The organism is Streptomyces durbertensis, from assembly GCF_014156695.1.
In the GTDB taxonomy this organism is placed as follows: Bacteria; Actinomycetota; Actinomycetes; order Streptomycetales; family Streptomycetaceae; genus Streptomyces; species Streptomyces durbertensis.
Map to the genome: position 1 here is coordinate 1 of NZ_WMLF01000498.1, position 3,693 is coordinate 3,693.

Sequence of the window (3,693 nt, forward strand, 5' to 3'; positions counted from 1 at the left end):
CCTCCAGACCCCCCGCCAGGACGACCCCTTCCCGGTGAAGGGCATGGACGCGGTCGTCTTCGCCGTGGGCAACGCCAAGCAGGCCGCGCACTACTACTCGACCGCCTTCGGGATGAAGCTCGTCGCCTACTCCGGACCGGAGAACGGCAACCGGGAGACCGCCAACTACGTGCTGGAGTCCGGCGCGGCGCGCTTTGTCCTCACCTCGGTCATCAAGGCGACCACCGACCAGGGCCGCTTCCTCGTCGAGCACGTCGCCGCGCACGGCGACGGCGTCGTCGACCTCGCCATCGAGGTGCCGGACGCCCGCAAGGCCTACGCGCACGCCGTCGAGCACGGCGCCACCGGCCTGACCGAGCCGTACGAGCTGAAGGACGAGCACGGCACCGTCGTGCTGGCGCAGATCGCCACCTACGGCGAGACCCGCCACACCCTCGTCGACCGCTCCGGCTACGACGGCCCCTACCTGCCGGGCTACGTCGCCGCCGAGCCGATCGTGGCGCCGCCCGCCAAGCGCACGTTCCAGGCCGTCGACCACTGCGTCGGCAACGTCGAGCTGGGCAAGATGAACGAGTGGGTCGGTTTCTACAACCGGGTCATGGGCTTCACCAACATGAAGGAGTTCGTCGGCGACGACATCGCCACCGAGTACTCGGCGCTGATGTCGAAGGTGGTCGCGGACGGCACCAAGAAGGTGAAGTTCCCGATCAACGAGCCGGCCATCGCCAAGAAGAAGTCGCAGATCGACGAGTACCTGGAGTTCTACGGCGGCCCCGGCGTCCAGCACATCGCGCTCGCCACGAACGACATCGTCTCCACCGTCCGCAGCATGCGCGCCGCCGGTGTGCGGTTCCTCGACGTGCCGGACACCTACTACGACACGCTCGGCGAGTGGGTGGGCGACACCCGGGTGCCGATCGACGAGCTGCGCGAGCTGAAGATCCTCGCCGACCGCGACGAGGACGGCTACCTGCTCCAGATCTTCACCAAGCCGGTGCAGGACCGGCCGACGGTCTTCTTCGAGATGATCGAGCGGCACGGCTCGATGGGCTTCGGCAAGGGCAACTTCAAGGCGCTCTTCGAGGCCATCGAGCGCGAGCAGGAGCGCCGCGGCAACCTGTGACGCCCGCCTGCGTCGGGCGGGTCTCCGAGACGCCTCAACCGGCCCCGGCGGGACGCCAGTTCCGCCGGGGCCGGCCGGCTGTGCGGGGCCGGTCGCCGAGTTTTCCACAGGCGCGGGTCGGGTGTTGTCGGGCGGGCCCCGCGGTGCGAGGCTTGGGCGCATGGCGGACCTGATCGAGCGGTTGCTGGACGGACTCCCGGCCGACGCGGTGCTCACCGACCCCGACGTCACCCGTGCCTACGCCGGCGACATGGCGGGCTTCTGCCCGCCCGGCGAGCCGGGCGTGGTCGTCCTGCCGAGAACGGTCGAGCAGGTCCAGCACGTCATGCGCACCGCGACCGCCACCCGCACACCCGTGGTGCCGCAGGGCGCCCGCACCGGCCTGTCCGGCGGCGCCAACGCCTCCGACGGCTGCATCGTGCTGTCGCTGCTGCGGATGGACCGCGTCCTGGAGATCGACCCGGTCGAACGCATCGCCGTCGTCGAACCGGGCGTCGTCAACGCGGCGCTCTCCCGCGCCGTCGCCGAGCACGGCCTGTGCTATCCGCCGGACCCCTCCAGCTGGGAGCAGTGCACGATCGGCGGCAACATCGGCACCGCGTCCGGCGGGCTGTGCTGCGTCAAGTACGGGGTCACCGCCGAGTACGTGCTCGGCCTGGAGGTCGTCCTGGCCGACGGGCGGCTGCTGAGCACCGGCCGCCGCACCGCGAAGGGCGTCGCCGGCTACGACCTCACCCGGCTTTTTGTGGGCTCCGAAGGCAGCCTGGGCGTGGTGGTCAAGGCGGTGCTCGCGCTGCGCCCCCGGCCGCCGCAGACCCTCGTCCTGGCCGCCGAGTTCCCCTCGGCGCGGGCCGCCGGCGACGCCGTCTGCCGCATCATGGCCGGCGGGCACACCCCGGCCGTACTCGAACTGATGGACCGCACCACGCTGCGGGCCGTCAACGACCTCACCCGCATGGGCCTGCCGGAGACGACCGAGGCACTGCTCCTCGCCGGCTTCGACACCCCCGACCCGGCGGCCGACCTGCGGGCCGTCGCCCGGCTCTGCGAGGCGGCCGGCGCCGTCGAGGTGGTCCCCGCGGAGGACGCCGCCGAGTCCGAACTGCTGATGAAGGCCCGGCGCTCGGCGCTCGTCGCGCTGGAGGCGGTCAAGGGCACCACGATGATCGACGACGTGTGCGTGCCGCGCGGACGGCTCGCCGACATGCTGGAGGGCGTCGCCGCCATCGCCGACCGCCACGGGCTGACCATCGGCGTGTGCGCGCACGCCGGCGACGGCAACACCCACCCCACCGTCTGCTTCGACGCCGCCGATCCCGAGGAGTCCGCCCGGGCCCGCCGCTCCTTCGACGAGATCATGGCGCTCGGCCTCGAACTCGGCGGCACCATCACCGGCGAGCACGGCGTCGGGCTGCTGAAGAAGGAGTGGCTGGCCCGGGAGATCGGCCCGGTCGGGATCGAGCTCCAGCGAGGGGTGAAGGAGGTCTTCGACCCGCTCGGACTGCTCAACCCGGGCAAGCTCTTCTGAGCGGTACGGCGTGGGCGGAGGGCGGCCGGGCCGCCCGGCCGGGGCGGTCACGCGCCCGGCTCGCCGGGGTCGTCCGCCGCCGGCCGGCCGTCGAACGGGAACGGGTCCTCGCCGCCGCCTGCCGGCGCGAGCAGCGCCGCCAGACCCTCGTCGATACCCAGTTCGGACTCCTCGTCACCGGGCGCCAACACCCGCAGCGTGCGCTCCAGCCACGCCGCCAGCGGCACCGAGGGCGCCTCGACCAGCGCCTCACCGTCCGGGGAGGTCAACGCGAGACAGACCACGTTCCGCCCCTTCACCTTCGTCGGCCACACCCGCACGTCGCCGTGCCCGCAGGGCCGGAACACCCCTTCCACCAACAGCTCCCGGGCGAAGGTCCAGTGCACCGGCTGCGGCGTGTCGATGTGGAACGAGACGTGCACGGCGTACGGGTCGCCGGTGCGGTAGGTGAACCTCGCCGGCACTCCGACGCTGCGGTCCCGCGTGACCACCAGCCGCAGTTCCATCTCACGTTCGATGACGGTCTCCATCGTGGGCATCCTCTCTCCCGGTCGTGTCTCGCACAGATGGAGAGAGGACCGGTCGCGGATCATTACGCGGGTTTCGCGGGAATTTCTCGCTCCGCTTTCCGGTGACCGCTCCGAGCCGCCCTGAGCACGGCGAACAGGCCGTCACCACGCCGTGCCGCGCCACGCGGCGCCGCGTGACGGGGCCCCCGGACACGGGAGCCCGGGCGGCCGGAGGAACGGAAGACGCGGTGGGCCGGGCGCCGGGCGGCGGCATTCTGGTAGATGTTGACCCCGCAGCCGTGATGCGCTGGCATCCGGCGAGCGACGCACACCCTGTGGCCAAGTAGATACGGGACCGGACTGATGAGCGCGCCTCCCTCAGGATCTGCCAACGGCAGCACCACCGCGGGTTATTACCCCGATCCGTCCATCCCGGGATATATCCGCTACTGGGACGGTGCGGCCTGGGTCCCGGGGACCAGCCGACCCGCGCCGGCTGCCGGCGAACCCATGCCGGAGCCCCCGCCCGGCGT

General features: G+C 71.9%; 4 protein-coding genes. 3 read left to right on the forward strand and 1 reads right to left on the reverse strand.

Features of this window, described 5'->3' with window-relative positions; translation table 11 throughout:
* Positions 1-1,123: 4-hydroxyphenylpyruvate dioxygenase (gene hppD / locus GL263_RS23300; protein ID WP_438947995.1), on the forward strand; the 1,123-nt coding region annotated here is incomplete at its 5' end.
* A 160-nt stretch (positions 1,124-1,283) separates the two neighbouring features.
* Positions 1,284-2,651 carry an FAD-binding oxidoreductase gene (locus GL263_RS23305; protein WP_182857713.1) on the forward strand — a complete coding sequence of 456 codons (1,368 nt, stop codon included), beginning with the start codon at positions 1,284-1,286 and terminating at the stop codon, positions 2,649-2,651.
* Between the two features lie 47 nt (positions 2,652-2,698).
* On the opposite strand, the gene GL263_RS23310 is transcribed toward GL263_RS23305, so the two are convergent.
* Positions 2,699-3,181, reverse strand: a complete 483-nt coding sequence (locus GL263_RS23310) for an SsgA family sporulation/cell division regulator (RefSeq protein ID WP_182857714.1) — start codon at positions 3,179-3,181, stop codon at positions 2,699-2,701.
* A 342-nt stretch (positions 3,182-3,523) separates the two neighbouring features.
* Between GL263_RS23310 and GL263_RS23315 the strand changes: the two genes are divergently transcribed.
* Positions 3,524-3,693: DUF2510 domain-containing protein (locus GL263_RS23315; RefSeq protein WP_182857715.1), on the forward strand; the 170-nt coding region annotated here is incomplete at its 3' end.

Coding starts and splice junctions, on each gene's coding strand:
- GL263_RS23305 (WP_182857713.1), top strand. CDS start 1,284: ATGGCGGACCTGATCGAGCGGTTGCTGGACGGACTCCCGGCCGACGCG.
- GL263_RS23310 (WP_182857714.1), bottom strand. CDS start 3,181: ATGGAGACCGTCATCGAACGTGAGATGGAACTGCGGCTGGTGGTCACG.